Source organism: Zoogloea sp. GDB6, assembly GCF_056724105.1.
Genome location: NZ_CM161497.1, coordinates 577,543 through 592,024, shown reverse-complemented (window position 1 = coordinate 592,024; position 14,482 = coordinate 577,543). Strand labels below are relative to the sequence as shown.

Here is a 14,482-nt window from a genome sequence, read left to right as displayed (position 1 = left end):
CACGCGGCAGGTGGAACATGGTCAAATCCCCACCCCACTGCGTTCCCGCTCCACCATGTCCATTCCACCCCGCCTCCGGCACGCCGCTGCCGCCCTCGTCCTGCTGACCTGCGGCAGCGTCCCCGCCCTTGCCGAACTGCGCCCTGAATCCGTACCCGGCGGCGTCGCGTCCATCCTCGTCGCCGAGGCCGGCGCGCCCCGCCCTGAAGTCCGCTACGCCGGCCACCCGGTATTCCTGCAGCAGCGCCAGGGAGGCTGGTACGCACTGGTCGGCCTGCCCCTCGACACGCCGGTCGGTGACCAGTACCTGGAAGTCGGCCCCGACGCAGCCCGACGCCCCCTGCCCTTCCACGTAGCTGCCAAGGCCTACCCGGTACAACGGCTGACGATCAAGAACCCGAAGATGGTCACCCCCGACGACGAAGATCTGGACCGCATCAACGCCGAGCGGGACCGCCAGATCAGCGTCCGCAGCCAGTTCCGCGACGTGGCGGTGGCGCGCACGGACCTCGCGCTGCCGGCCGCTGGCCGCCTGTCCAGCCGCTTCGGCCTGCGCCGGGTCTTCAACGGCGAGCCGCGCGCCCCGCATACCGGGCTGGACGTCGCAGTGCCCACCGGCACCGCCGTGCGCGCCCCGGCCGACGGCGTGGTGACACTGGTGGACGACTTCTACTTCAACGGGAAAACCGTCTTCGTGGACCACGGCCAGGGCTTCGTCAGCATGGTCTGCCACCTGGACAAGGCCGGCGTCCAGCTCGGCCAGACAGTGCACCGCGGCGACGTGCTCGGCCAATCCGGCAGCAGCGGCCGCGCCACCGGCCCGCACCTGCACTGGAGCGTCTATCTGAACGGCGCAGCGGTCGACCCGGCCCTGTTCATCGAGCCGCCGCCAGCCCGTTGAGGACCCGCGCGGCAGCGAACAGGCCGACGCTGGCAGTTACCGTCACCACCGAGCCGAAGCCGGCGCAGTTGAGGCCCGCCGGCCCCCCCACCGACACCTCGCAGGCCACGTCGGACGACGGATAGCGCAGTGGCTCAGTGGAGAACACCGCCTCCACACCGAACCTCTTCTTCGGGTCGCGAGCAAAGCCGTGGCCCTTGCGCAACTGCCCGCGCACCTTGGCCAGGAGCGGATCCTGGATGGTCCGCGACAGGTCGTCCACGCGGATCTGCGTCGGGTCGATCTGCCCGCCGGCGGCGCCGCAGGTGATCACCGGCACACCGGCGCGCCGGCAGAAGGCGATCATCGCCACCTTCACGCGCACCACGTCGATGGCATCCACCACGTAGTCGAAGCCGGTGCCGAGCAGCTCGGCGGTGTTGTCGATGGTCACGAAATCGTCCACCACATCCACCCGGCAGGCCGGGTTGTAGCCGGCGATGCGCTCGCGCATGGCCTCCACCTTGGCCTGGCCGAGGGTCGCGTCCAAGGCATGGATCTGCCGGTTGATGTTGGATTCGGCCACGTGGTCCAGGTCGATCAGCGTCAGCGCGCCGATGCCGCTGCGCGCCAGCCCTTCGGCCGCCCACGAACCGACGCCGCCGATACCCACCACGCAGACCCGCGCCGCTGCCAGCCGGGCGCGTCCGGCCCCGCCATACAGGCGGGCCAGGCCGCCAAAGCGGCGGGAGTCGTCGGGGGTGTCGAGATCGGTCGTGTCCATGGTGCGCAAAATCCGGTTCGGGCGCGCAAATATACCCGACGGGGCCATAATCCCGGGTCCTTGCCGCTCATCACGCATTCACGTCCATGCCCCGCTATACCCACATCCTGTTCGACCTCGACGGCACCCTCATCGACTCCGCACCGGCGATCCTGGCCAGCTTCCGTGACGCCTTCGCCCATGTGGGCATCAGCCCGGTCGTCACCATCGACGAGAGCATCATCGGCCCGCCGCTGCTGGAAACCCTGCAGCTGCTCAGCGGCAGCACCGACACAGCGCTGATCGCCCGCCTCGCCGACGGTTTCAAAGCCAGCTACGACAGCGAAGGCTACAAGCAGACCGCCGCCTACGCCGGCGTCGGCGACATGCTCCAAGCCCTGAGGGAGGCCGGCCTGTCCCTGTCCATCGCCACCAACAAGCGCATCCACCCCACCCGCCTGATCCTCGCCCACCTGGGCTGGCTCGACTATTTCGACCACATCTACGCACTGGACCTGTTCGAGCCGCGCCTGCCCACCAAGGCCGCGATGATCGCCCGCCTGCTGGCCGACCATGAACTGCCGAAGAACAGCGCCATCTACATCGGCGACCGCAGCGAGGACGGGGAGTCGGCCGATGCGAACGGCTTGCCCTTCATCGCAGCCACCTGGGGCTACGGGAGTCTGTCACCTGAAGCACTACAATCCCACTGGCGTTGCGCTGCGTCACCCGCCAGGATGCTTGCCGGGCTCACGCTCGATTGAGCGGACCGGCACCTCCCGAACCCGGACCACGCCGCCGATTAAAGCAGGCAGCCCTCGTGCCGTAACAAAAACCCACAGCCCACACCCGCCGACAGCCCGCCAGGACATGAAGCCCATCACCCGCTACTGCATTTCGCACGCAGAACCAATGCTCCCCCCCTACTGGTTCGACGATGCCATTGCCCTGGGCGAATACGAAGAAGAAAGCCCCTTGCACATCAGCCGGCTGCACAACTTCTGGCACAAAAACCGGAGCCTCTCCTTCGGCGCAGCGGGTTCCTATGCACTGCCCCGCGCTCTGGAACAACTGCCTCCGGAATACCAGTTGGTGGGGATCTGTTCCTATCGCAAAGCGATCCTGCGTCGTCCGCTCGGCCGCCCCTCCGAAAGCTACCCGACGATGCGGGAAATGGAACGCCATGAAGCCGAGCCTCTGGATGCGTCTGAGATGAGTCCCACGGGCGAACATGAATTCCTCCTCGCCCAACCCCGTCACTTCCCGACCGGACTCTTCCACCAATATGCATTGGTCCACGAGCTGGTCGATTTGCTCGACTACACGTCCCTCGCGATCAATAACGGGATCCTCGACAAGGCAGCGGCAGCCGACTTCGTCAGGGAACAGGTCATCATCCCGGGCGGCTGCGAACTGGGGATCTATCCCCGCCAGTGGCTTGCCGGAACATTGAGTGCGCTGAGCACCCTGGGAAAAACATTCCTGGAGACTTACGGGAGCCGCATCCGCGGCTACAACATCTATCAAATCCGTGCCGTGGGTTTCCTTTCGGAACGGCTTGGCTCCTTCCTGCTGATGCGCGAATTGAAGCGCCGTTATCCCCAGGGCGCGCCACCGGAGGTCTTCGGCCACATGACCTGCATCATCGAAGACGGTCGCACCTACGCAGCCAGCACTACAAACACCTGACTCACCAGGCGCAGGACTTTGATCAAGGACCATCCATGAAGGCAGTCATTCTGGCCGGCGGCTTGGGCACACGCATTTCCGAGGAAACCCACCTCAAACCCAAGCCGATGATCGACATCGGCGGCAAGCCGATTCTCTGGCATGTCATGAAGATCTACGCCGCCCACGGGGTCAATGAATTCGTGATCTGCTGCGGCTACAAGGGCTACGTGATCAAGGAGTATTTCGCCAACTATTTTCTTTACATGTCGGACGTCACCTTCGACATGGCAGAAAACCGCATGGAAGTGCATCACAAGAAAGCGGAGCCCTGGCGGGTGACCCTGATCGATACGGGGGAAGACACCCTCACCGGCGGTCGCCTGAAACGCGTGGCCGACTACGTCAAGGACGACGAGGCCTTCTGCTTCACCTACGGCGACGGGGTCAGCGACCTCGACATCCAGGCCTCCATCGACTTCCATCGCCAGCATGGCAAGCTCGCCACCGTGACGGCGGTGCTGCCACCCGGCCGCTACGGCGCCCTGGAGTGCAATGGCAATCAGGTCACGAGCTTCATCGAGAAGCCCCGCGGTGACGGCGGTCTCATCAATGGCGGCTTCTTCGTGCTCTCGCCAAAGTGTCTCGACTACATCGACAACGACCAGTGCAGTTGGGAAGGCGCCCCTCTGACCCGACTGGCCCAGGACGGTGAAATGATGGCCTTCGAACACCGCGGCTTCTGGCATCCGATGGACACGCTGCGCGACAAGAACTTTCTGGAAGATCTCTGGCATTCCGGCAAGGCGCCCTGGAAGGTCTGGTCGTGATTCCCAGGCCGGACTTCTGGCGCGGCAAGCGGGTCCTGTTGACCGGCCACAGCGGTTTCAAGGGCAGCTGGCTGGCCCTCTGGCTGGAGCGACTCGGTGCGGAGCTCACGGGCATCAGCCTGCCTCCCGAGAGCGCTCCCAGCCTGTTCACGCTTAACGATGGCGGGAAACACGGCCACAGCCATTTCTGCGACATCCGCGATGCGGCCGCCCTTGCCGCCTTGGTCCACGAGGCCCGGCCCGAGATCGTTTTCCACCTGGCGGCCCAGCCACTGGTACGCGCCAGCTACCGGGATCCCCTCGCGACCTTCTCGAGCAACGTGCTCGGGACGGCTCACCTCCTGGACGCCCTTCGCCACGTCGACGGACTGCGCGTCGCGGTGATGATCACGACGGACAAGGTCTATCGCAACGAAGAATGGCCATGGCCCTACCGGGAGATCGACGCACTCGGCGGACATGATCCCTACAGCGCCAGCAAGGCCGCCAGCGAGCTGGTCATTGCCAGCTACCGCGACGCGTTCCTGCGGGCACACGGCACGGCGGTCGCAAGCGCACGCGCCGGCAATGTGATCGGCGGCGGCGACTGGTCGGAAGATCGCCTGCTTCCCGATGCCGTGCGCGCCTGGCAGAGCGGGCAGACACTCGACATCCGCAACCCCGACGCCGTCCGCCCCTGGCAGCACGTCCTCGACGCCCTCGCCGGCTATCTGGCCCTGGCCCACCATCTCTGGGATCGGCCCGAACTGGCCGGTGCCTACAACTTCGGCCCCGCAACGGCAGATGTCGCGAGTGTCCGCGACGTGATCGAACTCGCTCGGAAGGCCTACGCCGGCGGGGATGTCCACTACGGCGCAAGCCCCGCCGGCCCCCATGAAGCCGGCCTGCTGAGCCTGGACTCGGCCAAGGCTCAAAGCCTTCTCGGCTTTCGGCCGCACTGGCACATCGACGACGCCGTCCGGCACACGATGGCGTGGTACCGCGCCCAACGCGACGGCGCCGATACGCGAGCGCTGTGCTCCGCCGACATTGCCGCATGGGAGGCGGCGGCATGAACCGGCTGACGATCACGCCCCTGCCGCTGGACGGACTGAAGCTCGTCGAAGCGCAGCGCATCGGCGATGCACGCGGTTTCCTCACGCGCCTCTTCTGCGCGGAGGAACTGCTGAGCGCCGGCTGGAGCAAACCGATAGCCCAGATCAACCACACCTACACGGCCCGGCGCGGCACTGTACGCGGCCTCCATTTCCAGCACCCGCCCCACGCCGAGATGAAGCTGGTCCGCTGCATCCGCGGCAAGGTGTGGGACGTGGCGGTGGATCTGCGCCGCAGCTCGGCAAGCTTTCTGCACTGGCACGCGGAAAAGCTCTCGGCCGATAACGGCCGCGCACTGCTGCTGCCCGAGGGCTTTGCCCACGGTTTCCAGACCCTGAGCGACGATGTCGAAATGCTGTATTGCCACTCGGCCGCCTATGCTCCTGCCGCGGAGGATGGCCTCCATGCAGAAGACCCGCGACTGGCGATCCCCTGGCCTCTGCCAATCACCGAGCTTTCGGCGAGAGATCAGGACCACCCGCCGCTGACCGAAGGATTTGCCGGAATCAAGCCATGAAATGCCGTCACTGCGCCTCGCCGCTGACCCATCCTTTTGTCGACCTCGGCTTCTCTCCCCCGTCCAATGCCTACCTGACGACGGCCGATCTGACTCGCCCCGAAAAATACTATCCGCTCCGCACCCACGTCTGCGGGGAGTGCTGGCTGGTCCAGACCGAGGATTACACCGACAGCAGCGAACTGTTCGATGAACAGTATGCGTACTTCTCCAGCACCTCCAGCAGTTGGCTGGCCCATGCGGCACGATACGCGGAAGCCATGACCCGACGGCTGCACCTCGACAGCAACAGCCTGGTTCTCGAGATCGCCTCCAACGACGGTTACCTGCTCAGGAATTTCGTGGCCGCCGGCATCCCGTGCCTGGGAATCGAACCGACTGCCAGCACGGCCGCCGCCGCCGAGGCCCTCGGCATCCCGGTCCTGCGCGATTTTTTCGACTCACGCCTGGCCGGCCAGCTCGCCTCCTCGGGGCAACAGGCAGACCTGATCGTCGGCAACAATGTGTTCGCCCATGTCCCGGACATCAATGACTTCGCCCACGGACTCAAGACGGCGCTCCGCCCCAGCGGCACCATCACGCTCGAATTCCCGCACCTGATGCGCCTGATCGAACACGTGCAGTTCGATACGGTCTATCACGAGCACTTCTCCTACCTGTCGCTATACACCACGCAGAGAATCCTCCAAGCGGCCGGACTGCGTATTTACGACGTGGAGGAGCTATCCACTCATGGCGGCAGCCTGCGGGTCTTCGCCTGCCACACCGACGCATCGTTCCCGACATTGCCGGCAGTCGCTGCCCTGCTCGCCGAGGAAGAACGACGTGGCCTGCGCAGCTTGGCGCTCTATCAGGACTTCCAGGTACGGGCCAACCGCATCAAGGACGACTTCCTCAGCTTCCTGATCGAGCAGAAACGCGCCGGCCGCAAGCTCGCCGCCTATGGCGCCGCAGCCAAGGGCAACACCCTGCTCAACTACGCCGGCATCAAGCCCGACCTGCTGCCCTTCGTATGCGATGCGGCCAAAGCCAAGCAGGGCAAATTCCTGCCGGGCAGCCATATTCCGATTCTGTCCCCCGACCGCTTGTGTGAGTGCGACCTCGATTTCCTGATCATCCTGCCCTGGAACATCGCGGCTGAGGTCAAGGCACAAAACCACCATCTCGCCGCCCGGGGAACGCAATTCGTCACGGCAGTTCCGCACCTGGAAATCACATGAGCGCCCGCATTCACTACACCAAGCCGTCCATCACCGAGCTGGAAATTGGCTACGCAAGCGATGCGGCAGCCAATGGCTGGGGCGAACGGTGCTATGAGTACATCCAGCGCTTCGAAGACGCCTTCAAGTCCCATCTGGGCGTCAAGTATGCAATCGCCACCTCGAGCTGCACCGGGGCCCTCCACATGGGCATGGCGGCACTCGGCATCGGGCCGGGCGATGAGGTCATCCTCGCCGACACGAACTGGATCGCCAGCGCGGCCCCGATCGTTCATCTGGGAGCGCATCCGGTCTTCGTCGACATCCTGCCCGACTCCTGGTGCCTCGACCCGGACAGGGTCGAACAGGCCATCACCCCACGCACCAAGGCCATCGTCGCCGTCCATCTGTACGGCAATCTGTGCGACATGCCCCGGCTGCTCGCCATCGGCGAAAAACACGGCATTCCCGTCATCGAAGATGCCGCCGAAGCCATCGGCTCGGTCTACCGTGGCCAGCGGGCCGGTTCGATGGGCCGCTTCGGCACCTTCTCGTTCCACGGCACCAAGACGCTCACCACCGGTGAAGGTGGCATGTTCGTCACCAATGACCCGGAACTCTACGAGCGCGTCCTCACCCTCAGCAATCACGGGCGAGCGAGAAATCAAAGCCGGCAATTCTGGCCGGAGGTAGTCGGGTTCAAATACAAGATGTCGAACCTTCAGGCGGCCATCGGCTACGGCCAGATGCAGCGCATCGATGAACTGACAACGCGCAAACGCCAGATTCTTGCGGATTACCGCAACGCACTGTCTTCCCACGCAGGGCTTGCCATGAATCCGGAACCCGAAGGAAGCATCAACGGCGCCTGGATGCCCACGGTCGTCTTCGCTCCCGAAACGGGGGTCACACGCGAACAGCTGCAAAGTGCATTTGCGGCAGACCACATCGATGCCCGGGTGTTCTTCCATCCGCTCTCCAGCCTGCCCCCCTTCGAGGAACGCCGCGGCAACACCAACGCCTTCGACCTTCCGGGACGGGCGATCAATCTGCCCAGCTACCATGACATGACGAGCATTGATCAAGAGCGAGTCACGGCGGTCATCCTGCGCTGCCTGGGTCAATAGCGGCATCGGCGGCAGGCTGAGGATGATTGGGAAAATGCCGTTCATCTGAGTCTCGCACCATCCTGCACCTACAATCCCGGAAATAACACGAGTACTGCGACGCGACACCCTTCTGTTCAACACTCTGCAAAGGTCAAGACGCCATGAAGATCTATATGCTGGGCGCTGCAAATCCGGAAACCATCCGCATGGTGAGAGCGGTTCAACGGGCTATTCCAAACGTCCATTTTGCAGGGATGCTTGACAATGACCAGACCAAGAAAGGGACCGATTTTTTTGGAATTCCCGTTCTCGGCGGGCTGGAACTGGTTGAATCCCTGAAAGGTGACGATGTCGGCTTCGTGAACCTGATCACCGGCAGTACCAAGGTACGCCATCAAACCACATTGGAGATTCTGGCCGCAGGTGGGAAATTGACCAACCTGATCCATCCGAACATTGATTTGACGATGACCAAAATCGGGGTCGGCCTGTACCTGCAGGAATCCGTGATTCTTCAGGCGGAAGTGGAGGTCGGCGACAACAGCAGCATCCACATGGGCGCCGTCATCGGACATGAATCGAAAATCGGCCAATCCGTATTCATTGCCCACGCCGTCAGCGTTTCCGGGTGCTGCTCCATTGGGGACGGCACCTTCATCGGCACCAACGCAACGATCCTGCCGCGCATAAAGATCGGCCGATGGGCAACTATCGGTGCAGGCTCGGTCGTGACCAAAGACGTTCCGGATTTTGCAGTCGTCGTTGGAAACCCCGCCAAGATCATAAGAATCAATGAAGGAGAAATGAATTGAAGAATTTGAGCGAGCAGTTTCAGGATGAGGTCGTGGAGAACATCGCGGCTTTATCCAGCGATGATCTCCTTCACGACATGACCAGCCAGTGGGTCAATCGGAGCGCGGCGAGTAAATACACCTACAATTTCCGCTGGCTCGGCCGTCCCATCATCCAATACCCGCAGGACATCGTTGCGATGCAGGAGCTGATCTGGTCGGTCAAACCCGACCTGATCATCGAGACCGGCATCGCCCATGGCGGATCGCTTGTTTTCAGTGCCTCCATGCTGGCACTTCTCGACCTGTCCGATGCCATCGAATCCGGACAGACGCTCGATCCACGCAATTCCCGCCGCGAAGTACTCGGTGTGGACATCGACATCAGGGCTCACAACAGAGCCGCCATCGAAGCCCACCCCATGTACTCCCGTATCCGGATGATCGAAGGCTCCAGCACCTCGCCCGAGGTCATCGAGCAAGTCCGCGCCATCGCCGCGAAGCATGAACGCATCCTCGTATGCCTCGACAGCAACCACACCCATGAGCACGTTCTTGCCGAGCTGAATGCCTATGCGCCCCTCGCCAGCAAGGACAGCTATTGCGTGGTCTTCGACACGATCATCGAGGACATGCCCAAATCCATGTTTCCGGATCGCCCCTGGGGTCCCGGTGACAACCCCAAGACGGCCGTCCACGAATACTTGAAGACGCACCCGGAATTCGAGATCGATCGAACCGTTCATCAGAAGCTCGTGCTCACCGTTGCACCGGACGGCTACCTGAAACGGATCTCCTGACGACTACGCCCCCGGATTCGCAGTAAGTACCCGCGGCCCCACTTTCCGCAGACATTGTTTCCCCGCTCACATCATGGACCACGCGCCTCCCTCCCGAACCTCCGGCCGCCTGCCGGTGCCGACAGATCGCAATGTCAGCTTCGTCATCTGCTCGACCGATGACGACAAGTTTGCGTATATCAGTCGCCGCATTGGCGAAATCTGCACCTCGGACAACGAAATCCTGCGCATCAGTGACGCGAAATGCCTTGCCGAGGGTTACACCCGGGGCGTCGCGCAAGCCCGTTTCGAAACCATCGTACTGTGCCAGGACGGCATCGACATCCTGTGCCAGGACGCACTGGACGACGTTCTGCACAAGGGCTTGCAGGAATTCGACCTGATCGGCGTCGCCGGGCCCACCGCCCTGAAGGCGACGCACTGGCCCGACAGCGGCGCCGCCAATCTGGCCGGCCTGTTGATCCAAGGCCCGGTAGGGAAGGCGGATGCGCCATTCTCGGTCACCTACTACGATACCGGCGATGTCCTGCACATCGAGGTCCAGGCCCTTGACGGCGTATTCATCGCCGCCAAGAAGGAAGTCTTCGCCCGTGTAAGGTTCGACAGCAACGCCTTCGATGGCGCCCAACTATACGATACCGACTTCACCTATCGCTGCCACCGGGCCGGACTTCGCGTCGGGGTCATGAAGGAATTGCTGCTCGTCAGCGGAAGCATCTCGGCCCCCGACGAAAGGGATTGGCAACGCTACGAAAAGCGCTTCTGCGAAAAATTTCCCGAATTCGAGACCACCCGTTTCTCCCCGAGGTACATACCTGGCAGCGTGAAGGCTGCCTCGCTCACCGAAGCACTGGCCCTCTGCTCCGACCCAAATTACCTGCGAAACCCCACCGTGGGGCAACCCACCTCCGCTTCAGATTCCGACAAGCTCCCCAAGACAGCCAGCGATGACAAGCGTTATGCCCTGTGGCGTTCGCGTACCTCGATGCGGGAGATCGATGCGGAGCTACTCGCCGAGCGCATGACGCTCAAGTGGCATCAACGGCCAGGCATTCACCTGCTGATGGCGCTCCATCCTGGCGAGGAATCCTTACTGGCCGACACGATCGACAGCTTCGCCGCGCAGTTGTATCCGGAATGGCTGCTCACTGTGGTCACCGGCGTCGACGCACCGGAAGGACTCTCCGAAATCCCGAACATCCAGTGGCTGGCGCTACGCGACGTCGCACACATCGACTACGTGATCGACGAAATGGCCGCGGCTTCTCCCGGGACTTGGCTGGCCCGCATAGAGCCCGGCCTGACCCTCGAGCCACAAGCCTTGCAGATCATCGCCGACCGTATCAATGCCAGGCCGGAATGGCGTCTGATCTATTGCGACGAAGACACCCGAGAAACAGATGGCGGTTACACGGAGCCACTCTTCAAGCCCGATCTGAATCTGGATCTGCTGCGCGCCCAAGCTTATTTCGGCAGCTTCGTGCTCGCCGAAAAACAGGCATTTCTTTCGGCCGGGCGCTACGGCGAACACCGGGGCGCAGAAAACTACGACCTGACGCTGCGCATCCTCGACCACAGCGGCGAAACAAGCGTCGGCCATATCGACCACGTACTGGCCCACTTGCCACGTGCCTCCCGACGCGCGATGCAGCCGGAGACCGAAAAGGCGGCACTCACCGATCATCTGCAGCGCCGCGGGCTCAAGGCAGAGGTCCTGGACGGCGCGCTCTTCGGCACCCGCCGGGTTCATTACCTCTGGGAAACCCAACCTCTGGTCAGCATCATCATCCCGACCCGCGACCGGGAAGAATATCTGCGGCCCCTGCTCGACAGCCTCCGGGAGCGGACCCGTTACCCGAACGTCGAGATCATCGTCATCGATAACGGCAGCACCGACCCGGATACGCTCCGCTACCTGGCCCACCTGGCAGATGAGCAGCACGCCCGCGTGATCCCCTTGCCCGGTGATTTCAACTGGGCCCACTGCGCCAACACCGGTGCGGCAGCAGCCCGGGGAGACTATCTGCTGTTCCTCGATAACGATCTGCATATCGTCCAGGACGACTGGCTGGACCGGCTGATGGCCATCGCCCAGCGCCCCGAGGTCGCCATCGTGGCGCCCCGCCTCACCTACCCCGAAACCGCCAAGGTACAACAGGGCGCGTGGATTCTGGGATTCAATGCTCCGGTGGGCAACCCGTTCAACCAGCTGGAGCTGACCGACCCCGGCTACATGGGCCGCGCCCTGTGTGATCAGAACGTCAGCGCAGCCAGCGGCTCGGCCTTGCTGGTTCGCAAAGAAGTGTTCGACCAACTGGGCGGCATCAATGCCTCAGACTTCCCCATCATCCATGGAGCACTCGATCTGTGCCTGCGAGCCGGCGAGAAGGCCTACAAGGTCGTCTGGACCCCCTACTCCGCACTGGTTCATTACGGAGGCGTCTCTGTCCAAGCCCGCCAACAGAAGCTCGAAAACAAACTGGCTGACCTGCTGGTCACCCAGCAGGCCAACGAGACCCTGCTCCAACGCTGGCTGCCTCAACTTTCACACGACCCCGCCTACAACCGCCATCTGAGTCTGCTCGACCCTTTCAAGCCGGAGCATGTGGCCCCCATCGACTGGGATCTCCAATTTCACGACCGACCGCGCATCCTGGCCGCCCCGGTCTCCGGCGGCGCAGGCGAGTACCGCTTGCGTGCCCCGCTACGTGCAATCAGTCATGCCGGCCTGGCCCAGACGATGATCTGCGAGTCTCCCCAGGCATTCACGACACGGATTCTCTCGCCTATCGAACTGGCCCGTGCCGCTCCCGACGTCCTGATCCTCCACCAACCTCTGGATGCCGGCCAAAGCGACGCACTGGAGCGGTATTCCCGTTACCTGCCCAGGCTACGACAGATCCTCACCATCGACGACCTCGTCACCGATCTGCCCAGAAAGCATCCGTCCTACAAATCCGGCTACAAGGATGGACGCTTCCGCCTGCGCAAGAATCTCTCCCAAGTCGACCGCCTGGTCGTCAGCACGCAACCACTGGCCGACTCGTGGGCGGACATGATCGAGGACATCCGGATCATGCCCAACTGCCTGGAATGGTCACATTGGGGGAACGTGGAGCCACCACGCCGGCCGCGCGTGAAGCCCCGGGTCGGCTGGGCCGGCGCCCAGCAGCATCAAGGGGACCTCGAACTGATCTACGCGGTGGTGGAAGCCCTCGCCGATGAAGTGGACTGGATCTTCATGGGCATGTGCCCCCCCCAGCTAAGGCCCTTCATCCACGAGTATCACGACTTCGAACGCGATTTCCAGGCCTACCCGAAAGCACTGGCCCGACTCGATCTCGACCTCGCCATTGCTCCGCTGGACATCAATCCCTTCAATGAGGCCAAGAGCAACCTGCGCCTTCTTGAATATGGAGCCATGGGCTGGCCGGTGATCTGCACCGACATCTATCCTTACCAAAATGCCCCTGTCACTCGCCTGCCCAACGACCCGCAAAAGTGGATCACCACGATCCGGGAACAGCTCGCCGAGCCTGCGGCACTACGCGAAGCAGGGCTTGCCTTGCAGAAATGGGTTCATAACGGTTTCATTCTAGAGAATCATGTAGGTAGCTGGTTTGCAGCGTACGGGCCTTGACAGCGTCCGGAACCAACCGCACCCCGGCCAGCAAATCGCCCTAAAGCTTTGATAAACCGCGCCGCTATCAAGAGACACGGAGAGGTGGGATCAGATCTTGTAAGATCATTCCCTACAAAAAAATCTACAAATCTCTAAAGTCCTAGCTGTCGACTCCGTTAATGAATTCAACGGCGGTTGCCTTACACGGACCGGGCAAGGCGAACCAAAGTTAAGCCGAAACGCTTATCTTGAACGGAATTAAGGAGAACCATCATGGCTGCCACAATCAACACCAACTCGATGTCGCTGAATGCCCAGCGCAACCTGTCCATGTCCCAAGCGGGCCTTGCCAAGTCGGTGCAACGGCTGTCGTCGGGTCTGCGCATCAACAGCGCAGCCGATGACGCGGCAGGTTTGGCGATTGCGGACCGGATGAATTCGCAGGCCAAGGGTTTCGACGTGGCGATTCGCAATGCGAACGACGGCGTGTCCATGGCGCAGACGGCTGAAAGCGCGATGCAGGCCATCACGGATAACCTGCAGCGCATGCGCGAGCTGGCCGTGCAGTCGTCCAACGGCACCTATACGAGTGGCGACCGTGCCAACCTCGACGCAGAATTCCAGCAGTTGAACCAGGAAATTTCGCGTGTCATGAGCGGCACGTCCTTCAACGGTCAGAGCATCCTGAGCGGCACCTCGGACTTCAGTTTCCAAGTCGGCGCGGGCACTGCAACCACCGATCAGATCACGGTTTCCAGCGCCAACATCGAGTTGGCGACGGGCCAGTTCGCCGGGGCGACCTCCGCCGGTGCAATGACCGCTGCCTACATCTCCGGCTCGACCAGCGCCGGCGCGGCGGCGGCCATCGACGCCATTGACCAGGCCCTGACCACTGTCAACAATGCACGCGGCCAATGGGGCGCTGTCCAAAACCGCTTCAGCTCGGTCGTTCAGACCTTGCAGGTCGCATCCGAAAACGCCAAGTCGTCCCGCGGCCGCATCATGGACGCCGACTTCGCCCAGGAAACCGCCAACATGACCCGCGGCCAGATCCTGCAACAAGCCGGTACGGCCATGGTGGCACAGGCCAACAGCATGCCCAATAACGTGCTGTCCCTCCTGCGCTAAGCGGCGCCAAGCTTTTAAATTTCGCCGCAGCAGGCGCCGCACCGTAAAGGGAGCGGCGCTTTCTGCACAAATGGGAGATG

At 62.7% G+C, this 14,482-nt stretch carries 13 protein-coding genes; 12 read left to right on the top strand and 1 reads right to left on the bottom strand.

What is annotated here, in order from left to right; genetic code table 11:
- Positions 1-55: 55 nt before the first annotated feature.
- Positions 56-901, top strand: coding sequence for a peptidoglycan DD-metalloendopeptidase family protein (locus AC1PQG_RS02680; protein WP_481121133.1), 846 nt, complete (start codon positions 56-58; stop codon positions 899-901).
- Here AC1PQG_RS02680 and tcdA read toward each other — a convergent pair.
- On the bottom strand, positions 876-1,664 hold the full coding sequence (gene tcdA / locus AC1PQG_RS02675) for a tRNA cyclic N6-threonylcarbamoyladenosine(37) synthase TcdA (protein ID WP_481121132.1): 789 nt from the start codon (positions 1,662-1,664) through the stop codon (positions 876-878). The two genes, AC1PQG_RS02680 and tcdA, sit on opposite strands and share 26 nt — an antisense overlap.
- Before the next feature lie 86 nt (positions 1,665-1,750).
- Here tcdA and AC1PQG_RS02670 point away from each other — a divergent pair, with 86 nt between their 5' ends.
- The 11 genes from AC1PQG_RS02670 (at position 1,751) to AC1PQG_RS02620 (ending at position 14,402) form a co-directional block, all read left to right on the top strand.
- Complete coding sequence (locus AC1PQG_RS02670; RefSeq protein WP_481121131.1) at positions 1,751-2,407, top strand: HAD family hydrolase; 657 nt, start codon at positions 1,751-1,753, stop codon at positions 2,405-2,407.
- 106 nt (positions 2,408-2,513) lie between these two features.
- Complete coding sequence (locus AC1PQG_RS02665) at positions 2,514-3,332, top strand: hypothetical protein (RefSeq protein ID WP_481121130.1); 819 nt, start codon at positions 2,514-2,516, stop codon at positions 3,330-3,332.
- 35 nt (positions 3,333-3,367) lie between these two features.
- Positions 3,368-4,141, top strand: coding sequence for a glucose-1-phosphate cytidylyltransferase (gene rfbF / locus AC1PQG_RS02660; protein WP_481121129.1), 774 nt, complete (start codon positions 3,368-3,370; stop codon positions 4,139-4,141).
- On the top strand, positions 4,138-5,196 hold the full coding sequence (rfbG, locus tag AC1PQG_RS02655; protein WP_481121128.1) for a CDP-glucose 4,6-dehydratase: 1,059 nt from the start codon (positions 4,138-4,140) through the stop codon (positions 5,194-5,196). Before rfbF ends, rfbG begins: the two co-directional genes overlap by 4 nt.
- Entirely contained in the window at positions 5,193-5,753 is a 561-nt protein-coding gene (rfbC, locus tag AC1PQG_RS02650; protein WP_481121127.1) for a dTDP-4-dehydrorhamnose 3,5-epimerase, read from the top strand. The genes rfbG and rfbC overlap by 4 nt, the downstream gene beginning before the upstream one ends.
- Positions 5,750-6,973, top strand: coding sequence for a methyltransferase domain-containing protein (locus AC1PQG_RS02645; protein WP_481121126.1), 1,224 nt, complete (start codon positions 5,750-5,752; stop codon positions 6,971-6,973). Before rfbC ends, AC1PQG_RS02645 begins: the two co-directional genes overlap by 4 nt.
- Complete coding sequence (locus AC1PQG_RS02640; protein ID WP_481121125.1) at positions 6,970-8,079, top strand: DegT/DnrJ/EryC1/StrS family aminotransferase; 1,110 nt, start codon at positions 6,970-6,972, stop codon at positions 8,077-8,079. The genes AC1PQG_RS02645 and AC1PQG_RS02640 overlap by 4 nt, the downstream gene beginning before the upstream one ends.
- A 143-nt stretch (positions 8,080-8,222) precedes the next feature.
- Positions 8,223-8,873 (top strand): NeuD/PglB/VioB family sugar acetyltransferase, encoded by a 651-nt coding sequence (locus tag AC1PQG_RS02635; protein ID WP_481121124.1) that lies wholly within the window; start codon positions 8,223-8,225, stop codon positions 8,871-8,873.
- 32 nt (positions 8,874-8,905) lie between these two features.
- Positions 8,906-9,652, top strand: coding sequence for a cephalosporin hydroxylase family protein (locus AC1PQG_RS02630; protein WP_481121123.1), 747 nt, complete (start codon positions 8,906-8,908; stop codon positions 9,650-9,652).
- A 73-nt stretch (positions 9,653-9,725) separates the two neighbouring features.
- On the top strand, positions 9,726-13,292 hold the full coding sequence (locus tag AC1PQG_RS02625) for a glycosyltransferase (RefSeq protein ID WP_481121122.1): 3,567 nt from the start codon (positions 9,726-9,728) through the stop codon (positions 13,290-13,292).
- A gap of 255 nt (positions 13,293-13,547) precedes the next feature.
- Positions 13,548-14,402, top strand: coding sequence for a flagellin N-terminal helical domain-containing protein (locus AC1PQG_RS02620; RefSeq protein WP_481121121.1), 855 nt, complete (start codon positions 13,548-13,550; stop codon positions 14,400-14,402).
- Positions 14,403-14,482: the final 80 nt, after the last annotated feature.